We start from the raw sequence: 20,372 nt of genomic DNA, 5'->3' as shown, positions 1-20,372 counted from the left end.
TCTTCCGTAGTCGATGAGCCCGCCTGCCATGAAAAAGACTGTCCTCGCCTTCAGCCGCGTCAGCCCGGCAATGATCGAACGCCTGCAACAGGATTTCGAGGTGATCGCGCCCAACCCCAAGCTGGGGGATATCAACGCTCAATTCAATGAAGCACTGCCCCACGCCCACGGCCTGATTGGCGTGGGCCGCAAGCTGGGGCGCGAGCAGTTGCAGGGTGCGGGCAAGCTGGAGGTGGTGTCCAGCGTGTCGGTGGGCTACGACAACTATGACGTGCCGTACTTCAATGAGCGCGGGATCATGCTCACCAACACGCCCGACGTCCTCACCGAAAGCACCGCCGACCTGGCCTTCGCCTTACTGATGAGCAGCGCGCGCCGGGTGGCCGAGCTGGACGCCTGGACCAAGGCCGGCCAGTGGAAAGCCAGCGTCGGCGCACCGTTGTTTGGTTGCGATGTGCATGGCAAGACGCTGGGCATCGTCGGCATGGGCAATATCGGCGCGGCCGTGGCCCGGCGTGGGCGGCTGGGTTTCAACATGCCGATCCTGTACAGCGGCAACAGCCGCAAGACGGCGCTTGAACAAGAACTCGGCGCGCAGTTTCGCAGCCTGGACCAGTTACTGGCCGAGGCGGATTTCGTCTGCCTGGTGGTGCCATTGAGCGAAAAGACCCGTCATTTGATCAGCACCCGCGAGCTGGGACTAATGAAGTCCAGCGCAATCCTGATCAACATCTCCCGCGGCCCGGTGGTCGATGAGCCGGCGCTGATCGAAGCCCTGCAAACCCAGCGCATCCGTGGTGCCGGGCTGGATGTGTATGAGCAGGAGCCACTGGCCGAGTCACCGCTGTTCCAACTGAGCAATGCCGTGACCTTGCCGCATATCGGTTCGGCCACGCACGAAACCCGCGAAGCCATGGCCAACCGCGCCCTGGATAACCTGCGCAGCGCCCTGCTGGGTCAGCGTCCCCAGGATCTGGTGAACCCGCAAGTCTGGAAGGGCTGACCCACCACCCTTGGAGAATGGGCTTGTGTGGGAGCTGGCTTGCCTGCGATGCAGGCGCCTCGGTCTTTCAGTTGCACCGGGGTGATGCTATCGCAGGCAAGCCAGCTCCCACACAAGCTCTGCCCGACACAAAATCCGGTTAAAGCCTGGCGCCCCCAAGTCGATAACCCTCTATAGATCACCCTCCTTGATCCACAGAAGGTTTTTATGTCCACCACCAAAGCCCGCGCAGACTCACTTTCACTTCTGCTCTTTACCTTGCGCAGCGGCAAGCTGATGGCCATCAACCTGCTGAAAGTCAGCGAAATCATCCCCTGCCCGCCGCTGACCAAGCTGCCGGAGTCCCACCCTCACGTCAAAGGCATCGCCACCTTGCGCGGCAACTCGCTGGCGGTGATCGACCTGAGCCGCGCCTTGGGGGAAATGCCGCTGGCGGACCCGGACGGCGGCTGCCTGATCGTCACCGATGTGAGCCGTTCCAAGCAGGGCCTGCATGTGCAGGCGGTGAGCAAGATCGTGCATTGCCTGACCACCGACATTCGTCCGCCGCCCTATGGCTCCGGCGGTAACCGCGCATTCATTACCGGGGTCACCCAGGTCGAAGGCGGCCTGGTGCAGGTGCTGGATATCGAAAAAGTCATTCACGGCATTGCCCCGGCACCGATCGAAGTGGCACCGACCGACCTGACCATGGATGAAGCCGAAGTGTTGGGCTATGCGCGCATTCTGGTGGTGGACGACAGCCAGGTCGCCCTGCAGCAATCGGTGCACACCCTGCGCAACCTCGGCCTCACCTGCCACACCGCGCGCAGTGCCAAGGAAGCCATCGATGTGCTGCTGGAGCTGCAGGGCACGGCCGAACAGATCAATGTGGTGGTATCGGATATCGAAATGTCTGAAATGGACGGCTACGCCCTTACCCGCACCCTGCGCGAGACCCCCGACTTCCAGCACCTCTATGTGCTGCTGCACACCTCCCTGGACAGCGCAATGAACAGCGAAAAAGCCCGCCTGGCCGGCGCCAATGCGGTGCTGACCAAGTTCTCCTCGCCCGAGCTGACCAAGTGCCTGGTGGTGGCGGCGCAGAGCGTGGCACAGGGACAGTAATAAGTGACAGCGTATTTCCAACTGCTGCGCCGTGACCTCACTGGCAGCCTGCCCGCCCCGCAATGGCCGGTGGGTACCCAGTTGGACCATTACCGCGACGACCTGGCCCCGGCGATTCACGCGGTGTTGCGCCTGGCCCAGGACCAGGGCGGCGGCCGCGTTCCCAACCTGCAGACCTGGCAGCGTCAGTTCATCACCGATGCCGAGTTCGACCCCACGCTGTGCCTGGTCGCCAGTAACGCCGAGGGCATTCTTGGCGTGGCACAGTGCTGGACCAGCGCGTTCATCAAAAACCTCTGCGTTCACCCTTGCGCCCAAGGCCAGGGATTGGGCCGCGCGCTACTGCTGCACAGCTTCCAGGTCTTCAAACAGCGCGGCGAGCCCTATGTGGACCTCAAGGTCATCGAGAGCAACCTGCGCGCACGGCAACTGTATGAAAGCGCGGGTATGAGATTTGTCCTACGCGACGCAGCGCCCAAGGATTGATCGGCACTGGCGTATAACTTGCTTCCAGAGAGACAAAACGGTGAACAGAGGTAAAAACCCGTCACCGCTCCTGCGTGCCTCTCTGACCTAGCCTGGTGACAGATCTGCCATGAACACTCACTTTTCCTGCGTCGGTTGCGGCAAATGCTGCTCCGACCATCACGTGCCCCTGACCCTCGCGGAAGCCCGGATGTGGGCAGCCGACGGCGGTACTGTCATTGTTCTGGTGGAGGGGTTCCTGGGCAATGGCCTGGGCTTGCCCCAGCAGCAACGCGAACATGCCGAACGCCGTTCGGTGGTGGTACCCAGTGGCAACACCGAGGCGTTCGTGGCGATCACCTTTGCCGCCTACAACGCCGGCCGCTGCCGGAATCTTGACGAAGACAACCTGTGCCGCATCTATGCGCGTCGCCCGTTGGTGTGCCGCATCTACCCGATGGAGATCAACCCGCATATCCCGCTGAACCCCGCCGCCAAGGATTGCCCGCCGGAGTCCTGGGAACAGGGGCCGGCGCTGATCGTTGGAGGCGAGTTGATAGACCAGGAACTGGCGGAGTTGATCCGCCGCTCGCGCCAGGCGGACCGCGATGATGTACAGGCCAAGGAAGCGGTATGCGCCCTGCTGGGCATCAAGACCACGGCGCTCAAAGGTGACGGATTTACCGCCTACCTGCCGGACATGGACGCATTTGCCCTGGCGATTGACAGAGCGGCGGAGCGCCCGTTCGTGGCCAATGAGTGGGTGTTTCATGTATCGGGGATGGACATCGCCGAACAGGTACTGGAGGCCGGGGCGCAGATTGCAACCGAGGTGCCGGCCAACTATGCGTTTATCTCGCTACGGGCTGCGTAAGCCCTCTACAGCTGACGAATCTCTGTAGTGAGCGGGCTTGCCCCGCGCTGGGTGGCGAAGCCGCCCCAAACCAGGCGAACCGGATTTACCTGTAGGTCGGCGGTGTCTTTATTGGGGCGGCTTCGCCACCCAGCGCGGGGCAAGCCCGCTCACTACAAGGTTATGTATGCAGATTAGGGCGTGTTGAGACGGTAAGGCGCAAGAATCCGCTGGTACTCACCATTGTGCATCAGCTGTTCAAGGGCGCGGTTGAGTTCGGTACGCAACGCCGTATCGGTATTGCGCAGCGCGATCGCCACCCCCTCGCCCAGCAGTTCGGCGGAAACGGCGGGACCCAGGAAGGCGAAATCCTCGCCTGCGGCGGTATCGAGCAGCGCGTTGCGAATTTCCACCGTGCCCTGCAGGGTCGCATCGATATCGCCTGCCACCAGGCTGCGGACCAGCTCGTCGTTGAGCCAGAAGCTCTTGATGATCACACCCTCGCGCGCCCATTGCGACCGGGCAAAGGCCTCGCGGTTGCTGCCCAGCAATACGCCGACCCGCTTGCCCTTGAGCGAAGCCGCAAGCGGCATCAGGCCCGAGGTGCGGCGTGCGACCAGGCGCGTGGTGAAGGGATAGAGGATATCGGTGAAACTCACCCGGCGGCGCCGCCTGGAGGTAGGGGCGATGCCCATGATGGCGTCGAATTGGCGGGCTTCAAGGTCATCGAAGTTTTCGACCACAACCTGGTCGACCCAAGTACAGCGCACATTCAGCTGCTGGCACAGCGCATTGCCCAGCTCGATATTCAGACCGACCAACTGCCCTTGCGGGTTACGGCTCTGGAAGGGAGGAAACTGCGCGACAACGGCGAACCGGAGCTCACTTCGCGGTTGATCAACTCCGGCAACGGCATCCACCGCAAGCAACAGGGCAAGCGCGACACAAAGGTGTATCAGGGCCACAGGAAACGTCCTTTTCCGGAAAGAGCGCCTTCTGCCCAGCCCCGTTGAAACGTCGGGGCGGGACACAAGCGGTGCAAGCTTTCAAGAAACGATCGCGGGCCTACAAGCGGAAATTTCAGCGGGAGCTGTAGGTAACATCCTGCAATAGGTGTTGCTGATTATTCCTAGCGTTTACCCATCGAGCGGCGCGTGCCCGGCGGGGCCATGCCCGGGGTCTTGGTGTGGCCGTTCTTGGCGCCGTTCTTATACCAGGGCTGGGCGTCATGCCTGGCCCCGGCCAGTTCACCCGGCTTGAAAGGAAACTTGAACGTCGGGATCTCGGCTTTCTCAACGCCGTCGGCGTTGGCCGAATCGACCGGTTCGGTCGCTTCGACAGGGGAATGTGTCGGGGATTTCATGAACGCTCCGGGGCATGCAGACAAGGATGCGGACCCCAGTGATGGGCCCTATATGTAGGAAGTATACCTGCGCAGCCGCGATCTTTGACCAGCGTCGTACGAATGGTCAGGAGCTAACTGACACGGCTGTCAGATGGCAGTCACTTTACTGACTGGGTCGGCAGGCTATAAATACTCACCCTTCTCCCCCAATCCCTGCCAGGGCGCCTTACAGCATGCACATTAAAAGAAAAACTGTATTGACCGTGGGTGTCCTTGCCCTTCTGGCGACTGCCGCCTGGGCGCTGACCCGCCCCGCCAAGACCAGGCTGGTCGCCTCCGCCGCCGTGCCGGTACGGGTGATGACGGTGGTGGAGCAGGATTTGCCGCGTTACGTGACGGGGATCGGCTCGGTGCTGTCGCTGCACAGCGTAGTGATCCGCCCGCAAATCGACGGCATCCTCACTCGATTGCTGGTCAAGGAGGGGCAACGGGTCAATGCCGGCGACTTGTTGGCGACTATCGACGACCGCTCGATCCGCGCCAGTCTCGACCAGGCCAGGGCACAATTGGGCGAGAGCCAGGCGCAACTGCAAGTGGCCCAGGTCAACCTCAAGCGCTACAAGGCATTGAGCATCGATGACGGCATTTCCAAGCAGACCTACGACCAGCAACAGGCGCTGGTCAACCAGCTCAAAGCGACACTGCAAGGGAATCAGGCCGCCATTGATGCAGCCCAGGTGCAACTGTCCTACACGCAGATTCGCTCTCCCGTCACAGGCCGCGTCGGTATTCGCAACGTGGATGAAGGTAACTTCCTGCGCATGAGCGATGCCCAGGGGCTGTTCTCGGTCACCCAGATCGACCCGATTGCCATCGAGTTCTCCCTGCCCCAGCAAATGCTACCGACGTTGCAGGGCCTGATCGCCGCCTCCGAGCCTGCCCGGGTGGACGCCTACATGGGTGCCGATACCGAAGGCGAGCACTCCGACCTGTTGGGCGAGGGCCGCCTGAGCCTGATCGACAACCAGATCAGCGGCACCACCGGCACCATCCGCGCCAAGGCCGAATTCCCCAATAGCACGCAAAAACTCTGGCCAGGCCAACTGGTGACGATCAAGGTCCAGACCGCTCTCGACCGCAACGCCCTGGCCGTCCCGCCAGGCGTGGTGCAACGCGGCCTCGACTCGCACTTCGTGTACCGCGTCAACGGTGATAAGGTGGAAATTCTGCCGGTGCAGGTGGTGTACCAGGACAGCGATCGCAACATCCTCAAGGGCATCCAGGCAGGCGATGTACTGGTCAGCGATGGCCAGTCGCGGCTCAAGGCTGGCGCTCAGGTCGAGATCCTCAAGGATCCGCCGCAAACGATCCAGACCGCTGACGCCAGGGTGCAGCCATGACGACAGCGCGGGGATCGATTTCCGCCTGGTGCATCGATCGCCCGGTCGCCACGCTGTTGCTGACCTTCGCCCTGGTGCTGCTCGGGTTGATCGCGTTCCCCAAATTACCCATCGCCCCCCTGCCGGAGGCGGAGTTTCCCACTATCCAGGTGACCGCACAGTTGCCCGGAGCCAGCCCCGACACCATGGCCTCCTCGATTGCGACACCGCTGGAGGTGCAGTTCAGCGCAATCCCCGGCATGACGCAGATGACCTCCAGCAGTGCGCTGGGCTCCACCCTGTTGACCCTGCAATTCACCCTCGACAAAAGCATCGATACCGCCGCGCAGGAAGTGCAGGCGGCCATCAACACCGCTTCCGGCAAGCTGCCGGGCGATATGCCGAGCCTGCCGACCTGGCGCAAGGTGAACCCGGCGGACAGCCCGGTGCTGATCGTCAGTGTCAGCTCCCACGACATGCCCGGCACCGAACTGAGCGATCTGGTGGAAACCCTGCTGGCCCGTCAGATCAGCCAGATCGACGGAGTAGGCCAGATCAACATCACCGGCCAGCAACGCCCGGCGATTCGCGTGCAGGCGTCTGCCGACAAACTCGCCGCCATCGGCCTGACCTTGGCCGACATTCGCCTGGCGATCCAGCAATCAAGCCTGAACCTGGCCAAGGGTGCGCTGTATGGCAAGAACAGCGTGTCGACCCTGGCGACCAACGACCAGTTGTTCCAACCGGATGAATACGGCGACCTGATCGTCTCCTACAAGGACGGCGCGCCGGTTCAACTGCGTGATGTGGCCAAGGTCGTCCACGGCTCGGAAAACGCCTACGTCCAGGCCTGGGCCGTGGACACGCCCGGCGTCAACCTGGTGATTACGCGCCAACCCGGCGCCAACATTGTCGAGACCGTGGAGCGTATCCAGGCCGAACTGCCACGCCTGCAAGCCATGTTGCCGGCATCGGTGCAGGTCAGCGTGCTGATGGACCGCACCACCACCATCCGCGCCTCCCTGCATGAAGTGGAAATGACCCTGCTGATCGCCGTATTGCTGGTGGTCGGGGTGATGGCGATTTTCCTGCGCCAATGGTCGGCGACCATCATTGTGTCGAGCGTGCTGGGCGTATCGTTGATCGCAAGTTTCGCCCTGATGTACGTGATGGGCTTCAGCCTGAATAACCTGACCCTGGTTGCGATCGTAGTGGCCGTGGGCTTTGTGGTGGACGATGCGATTGTGGTGGTGGAAAACATCCATCGCCATCTCGAGACCGGCCTGGACAAACGCGAGGCGGCGCTCAAGGGCTCCAGCGAAATTGGCTTCACCGTGGTGTCCATCAGTGTGTCGCTGGTGGCGGCGTTCATTCCGCTGCTGTTCATGGGAGGCGTGGTAGGCAGGCTGTTCAAGGAGTTTGCCCTGACCGCCACTTCGACCATTCTGATTTCCGTGGTGGTGTCCCTGACCCTGGCGCCGACCCTGGCGGCCTTGTTCATGAACGCGCCCAGCCATAGGCACCATGACAAACCCGGCTTCGGCGAAAGACTGCTGGCGGCCTACGAAAAAACCTTGCGCCGCGCCCTGGCCCACCAACGCACCATGGCCGGCATCTTCATGCTGACCTTGGTGCTTGCCGTAGCCGGCTATGTGTTCATCCCCAAGGGCTTTTTTCCAGTCCAGGACACCGGTTTCATCCTCGGTACCAGCGAGGCGGCGGCGGATGTGTCTTACCCGGACATGGTGGCCAAGCACAAGGCGCTGGCGCAAATCATGAAGGATGACCCGGCCGTGCGGGCGTTCTCCCACTCCGTCGGCGTGACCGGCAGCAACCAGACCATCGCCAACGGTCGCTTCTGGATTTCCCTCGTGCCGCGTGGCGACCGGGACGTTTCCGCCAGCCAATTCATCGACCGCATCCGTTCCAAATTGGCCAAGGTGCCGGGCATCGTGCTGTACCTGCGCGCCGGCCAGGACATCAACCTCAGCTCCGGCCCCAGCCGCAGCCAGTATCAATACGTGCTTAAAAGTAATGACGGCGCGACGCTCAATACCTGGACCCAGCGCCTGACCGAAAAACTGCGTTCCATCCCGGCGTTCCGTGATATCTCCAACGACCTGCAACTGGGCGGCAGCATCACCCACATTTCCATCGATCGCCGTGCGGCCGCGCGTTTCGGCTTGACCGCCACCGACGTCGACCAGGCGCTCTACGACGCCTTCGGCCAACGCCAGGTCAACGAGTTCCAGACCGAAATCAATCAGTACCAGGTGGTGCTGGAACTGGACACCCGGCAGCGCGGCAAGGCCGAGAGCCTGAATTACTTCTACCTGCGCTCGCCCCTGACCAACGAAATGGTGCCGCTGTCGGCGCTGGCCCGCGTCGACGCGCCCACGGTCGGGCCGCTGTCCATCAGCCACGATGGTATGTTCCCGGCCGCCAACCTGTCGTTCAACCTGGCGCCCGGTGTTGCGTTGGGTGATGCGGTGATCCTGCTCAACCAGGCAAAAAACGAGATTGGCATGCCGGCCTCGATCATCGGCAATTTCCAGGGCGCGGCGCAGGCGTTCCAGAGTTCGCTCGCCAGCCAGCCGTGGCTGATCCTCGCGGCGCTGGTGGCGGTCTACATCATCCTGGGCGTGCTGTATGAAAGCTTCGTGCACCCGCTGACGATCATCTCGACGCTGCCCTCGGCAGGCCTGGGTGCGTTGGTCATGCTGTGGCTGCTGGGCCAGGATTTTTCGATCATGGCGCTGATCGGCCTGGTGCTGCTGATTGGTATCGTCAAGAAGAACGGTATCCTGCTCATCGACTTCGCCCTGGACGCCCAGCGCACACGCGGGCTGTCGCCCCATGATGCAATCTTCGAAGCCTGCATCACGCGTTTCCGGCCGATCATCATGACCTCCCTGGCCGCCCTGCTCGGTGCCCTGCCGTTGATGCTCGGTTACGGCGCCGGTGCGGAACTGCGCCAGCCACTGGGCATTTCGGTGGTCGGCGGGCTGCTGGTGAGCCAGGCGCTGACGCTGTTCACCACACCGGTCATATACTTGTATCTGGAGAAGTTTTTCCACAGGCCCAAACTCATGCCAGCGTTGGCGACCACACACTGAGGCTGGGGCCCCGCCCTGGAGCAAAGGCTCATGCGCGTCCTGATTATTGAAGATGAAGAGAAAACCGCGGACTACTTGCACCGCGGCCTGACGGAACAAGGCTACACCGTCGACGTGGCGCGTGAAGGCGTCGAGGGTTTGCACCTGGCGCTGGAAAACGAATACGCGGTGATCGTGCTCGACGTGATGTTGCCCCGCCTCGACGGTTTTGGTGTATTGCGTGCGCTGCGTGCGCGCAAACAGACGCCGGTGATCATGCTCACAGCCCGTGAGCGTGTGGAAGACCGCATCCGTGGCCTGCGCGAAGGCGCCGATGATTACCTGGGCAAACCGTTCTCCTTCCTCGAACTGGTGGCCCGCCTGCAAGCCCTTACCCGCCGCAGCGGCGGGCATGAACCGGTGCAGGTGACCGTCGCCGACCTGTGGATCGACCTGATCAGCCGCAAGGCAAGCCGTAATGGCCAACGCCTGGACCTGACCGCCAAGGAGTTCTCACTGCTCAGCGTATTGGCGCGACGCCAGGGCGAGATCCTGTCCAAGACCGCCATTGCGGAAATGGTCTGGGACATCAATTTCGACAGCGACGCCAACGTGGTGGAGGTGGCGATCAAGCGGTTGCGCGCCAAACTCGACGGGCCATTCGATACCAAGCTGCTGCACACCATTCGCGGCATGGGCTACGTGTTGGAGAGTCGCCAGCAGGAGCATGCAAGTGGTGGCTAACTCCATCGCCCTGCGCCTGAGCGGCATGTTCACCCTGGTGGCGGCGCTGATCTTCCTGTTGATCGGCGGCGCGCTGTATCAGCAGGTGGACCGCAGCCTGGGTTTGCTGCCGGGCGCCGAGCTGGATGCGCGCTACAGCGTGTTGGAGTCTTCGGTAAACCGCTTCGGCACGCCCGAGCATTGGGTGAAAATACAGGCCAAGCTCAAGTTGCTGGGTGAGGAAGACAAGCGCATCCGCTTCTGGGTGGTGAGCAGCGACCCGAACTATGAATATGGCAACCCCGATGCGCAGATCCGCGCCTTCGCCGAAGGGCCGACCGGTAAGCGCGACCTGCGTGTGCCAGGCCGTACATACCCGCTCAAGGTGCTGGTGAGCCAGTTCCCGGCCAAGGATCAGCGCCCGCCGCTGCGGTTCATGATCGCCATCGATACCGAAAATTTCCGTGCTACCCAGCATCACCTGTTGGTGGCATTGATCAGCCTGGCGCTGGTGGGTGTGGTGCTGGCGTCGTTGCTGGGTTTCTGGGTAGCGCGCATCGGCCTCAAACCGCTGGGCAAACTCTCGGATGAGGCGCAGAAACTCGCACCGCCGAAGCTCTCCGGTCGCCTGCAACTGTCGCCGCTGCCGCCGGAATTGAGCCAGTTCGTCAACTCGTTCAACGCCACCCTGGACCGCGTCGAGCAGGCCTATTCGCGCCTGGAGTCGTTCAACGCCGATGTGGCCCACGAACTGCGCTCACCGCTGACCAACCTGATCGGCCAGACCCAGGTGGCGCTGACCCGTGGGCGTTCGGCGGAGCATTATTTCGAGGTGCTGCAATCCAACCTTGAAGAGTTGGAGCGCCTGCGCTCGATCATCAACGACATGCTGTTCCTCGCCAGTGCCGATCAGGGCAGCAAGGCCACCAAGCTGATCGAAAGCTCCCTGGCCGATGAAGTGGCGACGACCCTCGATTATCTGGATTTCATTCTCGAAGACGCCCAGGTCGAGGTACAGGTACGCGGCGATGCGACGGTACACATCGAAAAAGCCCACCTGCGCCGCGCGCTGATCAACCTGCTGAGCAACGCGGTGCAACACACCGCGCCCGGGCAGATCATCGCTGTGAACATCGAGGTCCACGACCATCAGGTGGCGATCGGCGTGACCAACCCCGGCGATGAAATTGCCAGCGAACATCTGCCGCGCCTGTTCGAACGCTTTTATCGGGTGGATGCGTCACGCAGCAATAGCGGAGCAAACCACGGGCTGGGCCTGGCCATCGTCAAAGCGATTGCGCTGATGCACGGCGGCGATGTGTTCGTACGCAGCGAGCACGGCGGCAACACCTTCGGCATTACCCTGCCCGTGTAGCCAGCTCCCACATTGGTAAATCATCCCCATCACTGTTGCAATTTGGGCAACAGTCATTATCTTGTTACACTCTGTATCGTACCGCTCGCCTGCGTTAATTTGACGCATCGATGAGCGCGACGGCAAAGGCAGTCTCCGCTTACCCGAATTTCCCTCGACTTATTTCCAGGGCTCTACACTGGGAATCTGTCTTAAAGCCGCTGACTTCAGCGGCTTTTTTTTGCCATAAAAAAGGCCAGGCACACCTCACGACACTGGCCGTTTGCGTTTGACCAAAGGAGCTTTACCGGTGAAGAACTCGCTGACGTTCACCCCGTTATTCCTCGCTATTGCAGCAACGATTGCCCCCCTCGCCCACGCGGCAGGCTCCAACCCCAGCGACGGTTTCGTCGAGGGTTCCCACCTCAACCTCAACGCCCGCAACTACTACATGAACCGCGACCGTCGAGACCTCCACACCGACGACAGCAAGGAGTGGGGCCAAGGTTTCATCGGCACCTTCGAATCCGGCTACACCCAAGGCGCCGTCGGTTTCGGCCTGGACGCTCACGCCATGCTCGGGCTCAAGCTGGACGGCGGTGGCGGTACTGACGGCTCCAGCATCCTTCCGTACGGTAGCGGCAGCGGCAAAGCGCCCGGTTCGTTCTCCACGGCCGGTGGCACTTTGAAGATGCGCGCGTTCGATACCGAGCTGAAGGCGGGCGACCTGTTCCTTAACAATCCGGTGATCGCCGGCGGCATGACCCGCATGCTGCCGCAAACCTTCCGCGGCGTAAGCCTGACCAACCACAGCCTCGACGGCTGGATGTTCGAAGGGGGCCAGGCCAGCTTCACCAAGCTCTACAACCAGAGCGGCCACCGCCGCATCGGCACCAGCTACGGTGCCCTGGCAAACGACGCCGGCAGCCAGCACATGAACTGGGCGGGCGTGTCGTTCAGCGGTATTGACGGGCTGTCGAGCAACCTCTACGCCTCCGAGCTCAAGGACGTGTGGCAGCAGTACTATTACGACCTGGATTACACCTATGCGCTGAACGAGATGATCAGTCTCAACCCCGGCCTGCACTACTACCACACCCAGGACACCGGTCAGTCGCTGCTCGGGGCTATCGACAACAACACCTACAGCCTGCATTTCACCGTAAATGCGGGCCATCACAGCGTTACAGCCGCTTATCAGCGGGTTATCGGCAACACGCCGTTCGACTACATCGCCCAAGGCGACAGCGTGTACCTGGACAACTCCCAGCAATATTCAGACTTCAACGGCCCCAACGAGCGCTCGTGGAAACTCAAGTACGCCTATAACTTCGGCGGCCTGGGCTTGCCCGGCCTGACCTCGGCCGTGTCCTATATCAGCGGCAAGACCGACCTGAGCCAGGTCGACCCGCAAAGCCGTGGCTACAGCGCCTGGTACAGCGCCGACGGCAAGGATGCCAAGCATTGGGAGCGGGACATCGACGTGAAATACGTGGTTCAGGGCGGCAAGGCCAAGGACCTGGCGGTGCGCCTGCAATGGGCGGTCAACCGCGGCAGCAACGGCTACTCGGCGGTGGACAGGGACGTGGATGAGTACCGGGTGATCGTCGACTACCCGATCAACGTGTTCTGACGAACGAAGATTTCTTTTCAACCCTGCAGCTAATTTCCATCGGGTAGAACTAAACTGCCAGCATTCTCACCGCTGAAGTCTGCCCGATGAGCAAACGCCCCGCCCGTCTCTCACCTGCACATCCGGAGCTGCTGCTGATGCTCGGCAGCGGCGTCACTGTCGCCCTGATCGTGATCATCGTCGCGGCATTGTTGATCCGCGAGCACGCCAGTACCTTGCAGGCGGCCAAGCGTTCAACCACCAACATCGCCCAATTGATCAATGCCGATGTGCTGCGTAACGTCGAGTTATACGACCTGGCGCTCAAAGGGCTGATCGCAGCCAAACAGCGTGAAGACCTGGCCCAGGTGACGCCGAGTATCCAGCACCTTGTGCAGTTTGATTTATCCACCGCTGCGCCGTTCAAAGGCGAAGTGTTGCTGCTGGATGCCGACGGCACCGTGATCGCGGACTCGTCGACCCTGCAACCCACGCCACGTAATTTCGCCAACCGCGACTACTTCCAGGTCCATGTGAGGGAGCCGCAGGCAGGCTTGTTTATCAGCCGGCCATTCAGGATCCATTGCGACTGCGAACAGGTATGGCGCATTGCTTTCAGCCGGCGCGTGTCGGGGCCCAATGGCGAGTTCCTCGGCGTAGCGGTGGCGACCATGCGCCTGGCGTATTTCGATCAACTGTTCAGCACCCTGACGATCGGTAACAGCAGCAGCGTCAACCTGCTCAACAACCGTGGCGTCCTGTTGGCCCAGCAGCCCCTGCTCGAACGCGACATGATCGACAAGGACCTCAGCGAGCGGCCGAATTTCAAACGCATATTGCGTGAAGGCAGTGGCAGCTTCCAGGCCATCTCGGCCATTAACGGCAAGGAACGCCTGTACACCTTCACCAACGTCGGCGAGCTGCCACTGATTGTGGTGGTGGCCCTATCCAATGACGACGTATTCGCGCCCTGGAGGCGCGCCGCGCTGTTGACCAGCAGCGCCACCGGTATCCTCTGTGTCGGCCTGCTGTGGCTCACCTGGATGTTACGCCGCGAACTGCGACGCCGCTTCCGCGCGGAACGGGTGCTGTCAGAACTGGCAGCCATCGACGCACTGACCGGCCTGGCCAACCGCCGCATCCTGGACGAACGCCTGCGCCTGGAATGGGACCGTGCGCAACGCTCGACCGAGCCGCTGACGTTGCTGATGATCGATGTGGACCACTTCAAGGCCTTCAACGATCGACACGGCCATCAAGGCGGCGACGAAGCATTGCGCACCGTTGCCCAGGTGATCGGCAGCAACATCCGTCGACCTGCCGACCTGGCCGCGCGGTATGGCGGGGAAGAGTTTGCGGTGGTACTGCCGCATACCGACACCCAGGGTGCCTGGGTCATCGCCGAGCACATCCGCAGCAGCGTCGAACACTTGCCACGGGTGGCGGGCGATGAACGACCGATTACGGTGAGTATTGGGCTGAGCACCTGGGACAAACGCAAACGCCAGTCGCTGGAAGCATTGTTGCTGAGTGCCGACCAGGCGTTGTACGAGGCCAAGCACAGTGGACGCAATCGGATCGTGGATGCTGCCACTCTTCAGGAGCTGTGAGGCAAGCCATCCACCTGACACAGCAAGTTCCCTGTGGGAGCTCCCGAGCTTTAGCGAGGCTGCGATAGCGGAGTGTCAGGCAATGGAAATGCCAGCAGTGCCGCCGCCTTCGCAGCCTCGCTGGGGCTCGACAGCTCCCACAGTTGATCTCAGTCGTTGCCGAGATTGCGCTCGCAGGTGCAACCCAATCCACCTGACCCAGCAAGTTCCCTGTGGGAGCTCCCGAGCTTTAGCGAGGCTGCGATAGCGGAGTGTCAGGCGATGGAAATGCCGGCAGTACCGCCGCCTTCGCAGCCTCGCTGGGGCTCGACAGCTCCCACAGTTGATCTCAGTCGTTGCCGAGATTGTGTTCGCAGGTGCAGCCCAATCCACCTGACACAGCAAGTCCTCTTGTGGGAGCTCCCGAGCTTTAGCGAGGCTGCGATAGCGGAGTGTCAGGCGATGGAAATGCCGGCAGTACCGCCGCCTTCGCAGCCTCGCTGGGGCTCGACAGCTCCCACAGTTGAGCTCGATCGTTGCTGAGATTGCGCTCGCAGGTGCAACCCAATCCACCTGACCCAGCAAGTTCCCTGTGGGAGCTCCCGAGCTTTAGCGAGGCTGCGATAGCGGAGTGTCAGGCGATGGAAATGCCGGCAGTACCGCCGCCTTCGCAGCCTCGCTGGGGCTCGACAGCTCCCACAGTTGAGCTCGGTCGTTGCCGAGATTGTGTTCGCAGGTGCAGCCCAATTCACCTGACACAGCAAGTCCTCTTGTGGGAGCTCCCGAGCTTTAGCGAGGCTGCGATAGCGGAGTGTCAGGCGATGGGAATGCCGGCAGTACCGCCGCCTTCGCAGCCTCGCTGGGGCTCGACAGCTCCCACAGTTGAGCTCGATCGTTGCTGAGATTGCGCTCGCAGGTGCAGCCCAATCCACCTGACACAGCAAGTCCTCTTGTGGGAGCTCCCGAGCTTTAGCGAGGCTGCGATAGCGGACTGTCAGGCGATGAAAATGCCAGCAGTACCGCCGCCTTCGCAGCCTCGCTGGGGCTCGACAGCTCCCACAGTTGAGCTCGATCGTTGCTGACATTGCGCTCCACAGGTGCAACCCAACCCATCTGACACAGCAAGTCCCCTGTGGGAGCTCCCGAGCTTTAGCGAGGCTGCGATAGCGGAGTGTCAGGCGATGGGAATGCCGGCAGTACCGCCGCCTTCGCAGCCTCGCTGGGGCTCGACAGCTCCCACAGTTGAGCTCGGTCGTTGCCGAAATTGCGTTCCAATACACCTGACACAGCGAGCTCCCTGTGGGGGCTCCCGAGCTTCTTCGCGACCAAGACCGCGCACATAAAAAAAGGCCACCCGAAGGCAGCCTTTTAAAACTAAAGAAAGAGAGTTGTTACTTACACCGCCGCAACGGGACGCATGTAAGAGATCGGTGCGGTGCTGGCATCTTCGAAGGTCACGACTTCCCAAGCGTCTGTCTGCTCAATCAACTTGCGCAGCAGCTGGTTGTTAAGGGCGTGGCCCGACTTGAAGCCTTTGAACTCGCCTATCAGGCTATTGCCCAGCAGGTAGAGGTCACCGATTGCATCGAGGATCTTGTGCTTCACGAATTCGTCTTCATAGCGAAGGCCGTCTTCGTTCAGTACACCATCCGCGTCGACCACAATGGCGTTTTCAACGCTGCCGCCGAGTGCGAGGTTGTGCTTGCGCAGGTACTCGATGTCACTCATGAAACCAAAGGTACGGGCGCGGCTGACTTCTTTTACAAACGAAGTGCTGGAAAAATCCACGCTTGCACTTTGGGTGCGGTCGCGGAATACCGGGTGATCGAAATCGATCTCAAAGCTCACTTTAAAGCCTTCGAACGGGACGAAGGTGGCGCGCTTGTCGCCGTCTTCTACTGTCACTTCCCGCAGAATGCGTATGAACTTCTTGGCTGCGTCCTGTTCTTCCAGGCCGGCAGATTGAATCAGGAATACGAAAGGTCCAGCGCTGCCATCCATGATTGGGACTTCGGACGCGGAGAGCTCGACGTAGGCGTTATCGATGCCCAAACCGGCCATGGCCGAGAGCAAGTGCTCCACCGTGTCCACTTTGACGTCACCGTTGACCAGTGTGGTCGACATAGTGGTTTCGCCAACGTTTTCCGCGCGAGCAGGAATCTGCACCACAGGGTCCAGGTCGGCACGAACAAACACGATGCCGGTGTCGACAGGTGCGGGCTTGAGGGTCAGGTATACCTTCTCCCCGGAGTGCAGACCTACACCTGTGGCACGGATAATATTCTTCAGGGTGCGTTGTTTAATCATGGCTTGGACCGCTTGAGCGCAAATTGCGAACTGGTATCAACAAAGGCTGGCGATAATAGCAGACCAGACCTTTGCTGAACACCAATCACCTTCATAGCCCTGATACATTCCATCAATCGGCCTGACGACGCAGGAATGCCGGGATATCCAGGTAGTCCAGATCATCTTGCGGATTCGGGCTACGGGACGCCGCAGCACCGGCTTGCGCCTGGTTGCGCATCACGGTCGGACGGTCCAGGTCACGGTAGTTCACCGACGGCAGTTCCTGGCGCGAAGGCGCTGGAGCGGCAGCCGCTTGGCTGGCGTGGCTGGCCTGGCTGTTATGCAGGGTGTTGTCGATAACCTTCACAGGCTTCTCGATTTTGGCACCCAGGCCGGTCGCAACCACGGTCACGTGCAGCTCGTCGCGCATGTCCGGATCGATCACGGTGCCGACTTTGACCATGGCGTGCTCGGAAGCGAAGGCTTCGATGATGCTACCCACGTCCGAGTACTCACCCAGGGACAGGTCGGGACCTGCGGTGATGTTCACCAGGATGCCGCGTGCGCCTTGCAGGTTCACGTCTTCCAGCAATGGGTTGCGGATGGCCGCTTCGGTGGCTTCACGCGCACGGTTCGGACCGCTGGCGCAGCCAGTGCCCATCATCGCCATGCCCATTTCGCTCATCACGGTACGGACGTCGGCAAAGTCGACGTTGATCATGCCTGGGCGCTTGATGATGTCGGAGATACCGCGAACGGCACCGGCCAGTACATCGTCAGCCTTGGCGAATGCGGACAGCAGGCTCGCGTCCTTGCCCAGGATGGTCAGCAGTTTCTCGTTGGGAATGGTGATCAACGAGTCGACGCTTTCAGACAGCAGACGGATACCTTCGTCGGCGATCTGCATGCGCTTGCGACCTTCGAACGGGAACGGACGGGTCACGACCGCAACCGTCAGGATCCCCATTTCCTTGGCCACTTCGGCAATGATCGGCGCAGCACCGGTACCGGTACCGCCGCCCATGCCAGTGGTGATGAACACCATGTTGGTGCCTTGCAGCACTTCGGCAATTCGCTCGCGGTCTTCCAGGGCGGCTTGACGGCCGACTTCCGGATTGGCGCCGGCGCCGAGGCCCTTGGTCACGGCTGTGCCCAGTTGCAGGATGGTCCGCGCGCCGATGCTTTTGAGCGCCTGGGCATCAGTGTTGGCGCAGATGAATTCAACGCCTTCAATGTTGCTCTTGACCATATGGTTGACAGCGTTGCCGCCGCCACCGCCGACACCGATCACTTTGATGACCGGGCTAGCGGGGATGTTGTCTACGAGTTCAAACATGTTCCCTCTCCTTTCGTTATCTCTAGTTTTTTCGCCTACTACTTTGTTGCGTGTTGCGGTGTCGCGGTAAATCGTTAGAAGTTGCCCTTGACCCATGCCTGCAGGCGCTCGAACAACGGCGCTTTCGCCTCGTCGTCGCTGCGGTAGCTGTCACGGTTGCTAGGGCCCGACAGGGAAATGCCGTCGGTCTGCTTTTGCAGCCCGTACAACAGCAAGCCCACGCCAGTGGAATAAATCGGGTTGCGCACCACGTCGCCCAGGCCCTTGACGCCATGGGGCACGCCCAGGCGGACCGGCATGTGGAAGATTTCCTCGGCCAACTCGACCGCGCCTTCCATCTTCGAGGTACCACCGGTCAGCACGATGCCGGCCGGGATCAGGTCTTCGTAGCCGCTGCGGCGCAGTTCAGCCTGGATCAGGGTGAACAGTTCGTCGTAGCGTGGCTCGACCACTTCGGCCAGGGCCTGGCGCGACAGTTCGCGCGGTGGACGGTCGCCCACGCTCGGCACCTTGATGGTCTCGCCGGCACCGGCCAGCTTGGCCAGGGCGCAGGCGTAGCGGATCTTGATTTCTTCGGCGTACTGGGTCGGTGTACGCAGCGCCATGGCGATGTCGTTGGTGACCTGGTCGCCGGCAATCGGGATCACCGCGGTGTGACGGATCGCACCCTCGGTGAAGATCGCGATGTCGGTGGTGCCGCCGCCGATGTCCACCAGGCACACGCCCAGTTCTTTTTCGTCGTCGGTCAGTACCGAGTAGGCCGAAGCCAACTGCTCGAGAATGATGTCGTCGATTTCCAGGCCGCAGCGGCGCACGCATTTTTCGATGTTCTGGGCGGCGTTGACGGCGCAGGTCACCACGTGAACCTTGGCTTCCAGGCGTACACCCGACATGCCCAGCGGCTCGCGAACGCCTTCCTGGTTGTCGATCACATAGTCCTGGGGCAGCGTGTGCAGCACGCGCTGGTCAGCCGGGATCGCCACGGCCTGGGCGGCGTCGAGGACGCGCTCAAGGTCGGCCGAGCTGACTTCACGGTCGCGGATCGCCACGATGCCGTGGGAGTTCAAGCTGCGGATATGGTTGCCGGCCACGCCGACAAACGCCGAGTGGATCCGGCAACCGGCCATCAGCTGCGCTTCTTCGATGGCGCGCTGGATCGATTGCACGGTGGACTCGATGTTCACCACCACGCCCTTCTTCAGGCCCCGGGACGGATGCGTGCCAATACCGACGATTTCGATCGTGCCGTCTTCCCCGACCTCGCCCACCAGCGCCACCACCTTGGAGGTGCCGATATCGAGACCGACGATCATTTTGCCGCTTTGCACGTTTGCCATGGGTCCTGCCTCTTCTTAATTCTTCGCGACAGCGGGTTGCGCTGCCGTGGGCGCAGCCGGTTCACGCCAGCCGACGGCAAGGCCGTTGGCGTAACGCAGGTCGACGCTCGCAATGTTCGTAATCTGTTCTTTCAAGGTCTTGTCATAGATGGCGATGAAGCGGCGCATCTTTTCCACCAAGCGGTCGCGTCCCAGCAACAACTGGATGCCCGGGCCGGAACTGCCTGCCCCGGTCGTCAAAAACCAGCTGCCCCGTTCACGCAGTTCCAGGCGTGCAATGGAGAAGCCCAGCGGCCGCAGCATCTGGCTCAAGGCCTGGTACTGCTGCATCACTTGCTGCTGCGCCCGCTGCGGCCCGAACAGCTGCGGCAGGTGCTCGTAGTTGGCCAGCTCACGCGGGGTGAACGCCTGGCCCTGGTTGTTCAACAGCGCTTCGTCACCCCAACGGGCCACGGGCAGTTGCTCTTCCAGGCGGATCGTCACCTGGTCCGGCCATACGCGACGCACTTCGGCGTGGGCGATCCAGGGCATTTGTTCCAGCTCGGCGCGCATGCCGGCCAGGTCGATGGTAAAGAAGCTCGCCGCCAGGAAAGGCCCGATGCGCTGCTGTACCGCTTGCTGGCTGATGTAGCTCAAGTCGCCCTGCACGCTGATCTTGGTGATCGGCCGATCGGCATACGGCAGTAGACGCTGCGCGCCCTCGTAAGTGCCAAAGCCCAACACCACCAGCATCACCGGCCAGAACAGCGCCTTGATAAAACCAAAGTTGGCTTTGGGCAGGCGCGCCGACATCGGCTCTTTAGCCACCATTCGGCTGGCACCCCGTGGCACCGGCTTGCGGCTCGGTGCTTGTGGGGGCTGATGACGAAGCGATGCGCCTTTCAT

At 61.6% G+C, this 20,372-nt stretch carries 16 protein-coding genes; 10 read left to right on the top strand and 6 right to left on the bottom strand.

Annotated features, from left to right (window positions below):
- The first annotated feature begins 28 nt into the window (after nt 1-28).
- The 4 genes from BLL36_RS09855 to BLL36_RS09840 all read left to right on the top strand — a co-directional run bounded on the left by BLL36_RS09855 (nt 29) and on the right by BLL36_RS09840 (nt 3,449).
- Nucleotides 29-1,003: a 2-hydroxyacid dehydrogenase gene (locus BLL36_RS09855; RefSeq protein WP_076951460.1), complete on the top strand. Its 975-nt coding sequence runs from the start codon at nt 29-31 to the stop codon at nt 1,001-1,003.
- Nucleotides 1,004-1,210: 207 nt separating this feature from the next.
- Complete coding sequence (locus BLL36_RS09850; protein WP_076951247.1) at nt 1,211-2,110, top strand: chemotaxis protein CheV; 900 nt, start codon at nt 1,211-1,213, stop codon at nt 2,108-2,110.
- A gap of 3 nt (nt 2,111-2,113) precedes the next feature.
- Nucleotides 2,114-2,596 (top strand): GNAT family N-acetyltransferase, encoded by a 483-nt coding sequence (locus BLL36_RS09845; protein WP_076951246.1) that lies wholly within the window; start codon nt 2,114-2,116, stop codon nt 2,594-2,596.
- A 109-nt stretch (nt 2,597-2,705) separates the two neighbouring features.
- Nucleotides 2,706-3,449: a YkgJ family cysteine cluster protein gene (locus BLL36_RS09840; RefSeq protein WP_076951245.1), complete on the top strand. Its 744-nt coding sequence runs from the start codon at nt 2,706-2,708 to the stop codon at nt 3,447-3,449.
- Between the two features lie 173 nt (nt 3,450-3,622).
- Here the strand turns inward: BLL36_RS09840 and BLL36_RS09835 are convergent, their stop codons facing one another.
- Nucleotides 3,623-4,393, bottom strand: a complete 771-nt coding sequence (locus BLL36_RS09835) for a transporter substrate-binding domain-containing protein (protein WP_076951244.1) — start codon at nt 4,391-4,393, stop codon at nt 3,623-3,625.
- A 164-nt stretch (nt 4,394-4,557) separates the two neighbouring features.
- Nucleotides 4,558-4,791, bottom strand: a complete 234-nt coding sequence (locus BLL36_RS09830) for a hypothetical protein (RefSeq protein ID WP_076951243.1) — start codon at nt 4,789-4,791, stop codon at nt 4,558-4,560.
- A 215-nt stretch (nt 4,792-5,006) separates the two neighbouring features.
- Between BLL36_RS09830 and BLL36_RS09825 the strand changes: the two genes are divergently transcribed.
- The 6 genes from BLL36_RS09825 to BLL36_RS09800 all read left to right on the top strand — a co-directional run bounded on the left by BLL36_RS09825 (nt 5,007) and on the right by BLL36_RS09800 (nt 14,546).
- Nucleotides 5,007-6,173: an efflux RND transporter periplasmic adaptor subunit gene (locus BLL36_RS09825; protein WP_076951242.1), complete on the top strand. Its 1,167-nt coding sequence runs from the start codon at nt 5,007-5,009 to the stop codon at nt 6,171-6,173.
- Nucleotides 6,170-9,268: a multidrug efflux RND transporter permease subunit gene (locus BLL36_RS09820; RefSeq protein WP_076951241.1), complete on the top strand. Its 3,099-nt coding sequence runs from the start codon at nt 6,170-6,172 to the stop codon at nt 9,266-9,268. Before BLL36_RS09825 ends, BLL36_RS09820 begins: the two co-directional genes overlap by 4 nt.
- Before the next feature lie 30 nt (nt 9,269-9,298).
- Nucleotides 9,299-9,991, top strand: coding sequence for a heavy metal response regulator transcription factor (locus BLL36_RS09815; protein ID WP_076951240.1), 693 nt, complete (start codon nt 9,299-9,301; stop codon nt 9,989-9,991).
- Complete coding sequence (locus tag BLL36_RS09810) at nt 9,981-11,345, top strand: heavy metal sensor histidine kinase (protein WP_076951459.1); 1,365 nt, start codon at nt 9,981-9,983, stop codon at nt 11,343-11,345. Before BLL36_RS09815 ends, BLL36_RS09810 begins: the two co-directional genes overlap by 11 nt.
- Nucleotides 11,346-11,634: 289 nt before the next feature.
- Entirely contained in the window at nt 11,635-12,957 is a 1,323-nt protein-coding gene (locus BLL36_RS09805; RefSeq protein ID WP_076951239.1) for an OprD family porin, read from the top strand.
- Nucleotides 12,958-13,043: 86 nt separating this feature from the next.
- Nucleotides 13,044-14,546, top strand: a complete 1,503-nt coding sequence (locus tag BLL36_RS09800; RefSeq protein WP_076951238.1) for a sensor domain-containing diguanylate cyclase — start codon at nt 13,044-13,046, stop codon at nt 14,544-14,546.
- Between the two features lie 1,374 nt (nt 14,547-15,920).
- Here BLL36_RS09800 and lpxC read toward each other — a convergent pair.
- The 4 genes from lpxC to BLL36_RS09780 form a co-directional block, all read right to left on the bottom strand.
- On the bottom strand, nt 15,921-16,832 hold the full coding sequence (gene lpxC / locus BLL36_RS09795) for a UDP-3-O-acyl-N-acetylglucosamine deacetylase (RefSeq protein ID WP_003171886.1): 912 nt from the start codon (nt 16,830-16,832) through the stop codon (nt 15,921-15,923).
- Nucleotides 16,833-16,944: 112 nt separating this feature from the next.
- A complete protein-coding gene (ftsZ, locus tag BLL36_RS09790; RefSeq protein WP_017526184.1) occupies nt 16,945-18,150 on the bottom strand; it encodes a cell division protein FtsZ in 1,206 nt (401 codons plus the stop codon).
- Nucleotides 18,151-18,224: 74 nt separating this feature from the next.
- The gene (gene ftsA / locus BLL36_RS09785; RefSeq protein WP_025855584.1) at nt 18,225-19,487 is read right to left on the bottom strand and encodes a cell division protein FtsA; all 1,263 of its coding nucleotides are present in this window, start codon (nt 19,485-19,487) and stop codon (nt 18,225-18,227) included.
- A 15-nt stretch (nt 19,488-19,502) separates the two neighbouring features.
- A complete protein-coding gene (locus BLL36_RS09780) occupies nt 19,503-20,372 on the bottom strand; it encodes a cell division protein FtsQ/DivIB (RefSeq protein WP_076951237.1) in 870 nt (289 codons plus the stop codon).

Origin of the sequence: Pseudomonas cedrina subsp. cedrina (assembly GCF_001983175.1) — a bacterium.
GTDB classification, from domain to species: Bacteria; Pseudomonadota; Gammaproteobacteria; order Pseudomonadales; family Pseudomonadaceae; genus Aquipseudomonas; species Aquipseudomonas cedrina.
The sequence above is the reverse complement of the archived record's forward strand: the minus strand, read 5'-3'. Positions and strand labels throughout refer to the sequence as shown.

Coding starts and splice junctions, on each gene's coding strand:
- ftsZ (WP_017526184.1), bottom strand. CDS start 18,150: ATGTTTGAACTCGTAGACAACATCCCCGCTAGCCCGGTCATCAAAGTG.
- lpxC (WP_003171886.1), bottom strand. CDS start 16,832: ATGATTAAACAACGCACCCTGAAGAATATTATCCGTGCCACAGGTGTA.
- BLL36_RS09855 (WP_076951460.1), top strand. CDS start 29: ATGAAAAAGACTGTCCTCGCCTTCAGCCGCGTCAGCCCGGCAATGATC.
- BLL36_RS09850 (WP_076951247.1), top strand. CDS start 1,211: ATGTCCACCACCAAAGCCCGCGCAGACTCACTTTCACTTCTGCTCTTT.
- BLL36_RS09830 (WP_076951243.1), bottom strand. CDS start 4,791: ATGAAATCCCCGACACATTCCCCTGTCGAAGCGACCGAACCGGTCGAT.
- ftsA (WP_025855584.1), bottom strand. CDS start 19,487: ATGGCAAACGTGCAAAGCGGCAAAATGATCGTCGGTCTCGATATCGGC.
- BLL36_RS09820 (WP_076951241.1), top strand. CDS start 6,170: ATGACGACAGCGCGGGGATCGATTTCCGCCTGGTGCATCGATCGCCCG.
- BLL36_RS09800 (WP_076951238.1), top strand. CDS start 13,044: ATGAGCAAACGCCCCGCCCGTCTCTCACCTGCACATCCGGAGCTGCTG.
- BLL36_RS09825 (WP_076951242.1), top strand. CDS start 5,007: ATGCACATTAAAAGAAAAACTGTATTGACCGTGGGTGTCCTTGCCCTT.
- BLL36_RS09815 (WP_076951240.1), top strand. CDS start 9,299: ATGCGCGTCCTGATTATTGAAGATGAAGAGAAAACCGCGGACTACTTG.
- BLL36_RS09840 (WP_076951245.1), top strand. CDS start 2,706: ATGAACACTCACTTTTCCTGCGTCGGTTGCGGCAAATGCTGCTCCGAC.
- BLL36_RS09780 (WP_076951237.1), bottom strand. CDS start 20,372: ATGAAAGGCGCATCGCTTCGTCATCAGCCCCCACAAGCACCGAGCCGC.